Source organism: Prevotella sp. MGM2 (assembly GCF_002933955.1).
Lineage (GTDB): Bacteria > Bacteroidota > Bacteroidia > Bacteroidales > Bacteroidaceae > Alloprevotella.
Genome location: NZ_BEWW01000202.1, coordinates 1 through 1196, shown reverse-complemented (window position 1 = coordinate 1196; position 1196 = coordinate 1). Strand labels below are relative to the sequence as shown.

At 52.3% G+C, this 1196-nt stretch carries 1 protein-coding gene; it reads left to right on the top strand.

Annotation, left to right across the window (positions count from 1 at the left end):
* Positions 1-1196 (top strand): outer membrane beta-barrel family protein (locus C5S62_RS04930; RefSeq protein WP_133159506.1); only part of this gene is annotated, 1196 nt, incomplete at both ends.

Genomic DNA, 1196 nt, shown 5'->3' with positions numbered 1-1196 from the left:
GGGCCGGGGCGAAATTACCGCAGATGTGGACTTCTATGCCGATGGCTCCTCCGATGACCAACAGACAGCGGAGAACAGTGCGGAACATGACGACCGCCTGGTGCATTCGCTCAACAACGTGCGCAACCGCCTTGTGGCAGGCAAGGCGCAATATCAGTTGCCCATTTGGGGTGGCCGGCTCACTGTGGGCGGACAATATACCTTTACGAACCGTCACGACGATTACCTCGTGCCTGTGAATGATTGGGGTGTGAATACAGCCCGTTCGCAGTTGAAGGAGCAAAATGCCGCAGGTTTTGCGGAATATGCCCGTCAGGTGAAAGGACTTGGACAGGTGTCGGCCGGTTTGCGTTATGAAAACGTCAGATTCGACTATTTTGAAAATCATGTGCGCAGCAATGACCAAAGCCGTGTGTTCAGCAACCTGTTTCCGTCACTCTCGCTGGCCACAGCTATAGGGCGTGTACAGATCATGGCTGCCTATACGGCTAAAACCCGGCGTCCGGAGTATATGCAGCTGAGCAACAATGTCACTTACGGCAACCGGTTTCTCCTGCAGGGAGGTAACCCCACATTGCGCCCTACCGTGACACACGATGTGACGCTCACCGGTGTGTGGAAGTTTCTGCAAGGTGTGTTGACGTTCCGTCAGGAAAAAGATGCCATTATCTTTTGGGGAACATCACTGCCAGAGCGGCCGTCAACGACAAAGATCTCACACATCAACAAGTCATTCCCTACATTGCAGGCTATGCTTACCGCCGCTCCGAAAATAGGTTTGTGGCATCCGAATTTCACTGCTGTGATAGTTCAGAGCAGATTGGAAATGCCGTTTTTGGGCAGTATGAGAAAATTCGACAATCCGATGTTTGTTGGTGCGTGGAACAATGCCTTCACCCTTCCCGGCGGGTTGGTCTTCAATGCGGACTATCGTTTTCAGAGCCGCGGAGAATATCAGAATGTCTGTATCTCGAATGTCGTGCACTGGCTTGACGTATCACTTTCCAAGACATTCATGAAAGACGCTCTTACCGTCACACTCCGCGGTCAGGATTTGCTTCACAGCAACCAGACGGTCAATATCCTGATGGAACGCTCGCGCTTTGTGCAGAAGTCAGAATCAGACAGCCGCCGTTTTGAAGTGACCTTGCGCTATCGCTTCAACACCGTCCGGAGCAAATACAAGGGGCAAGGTG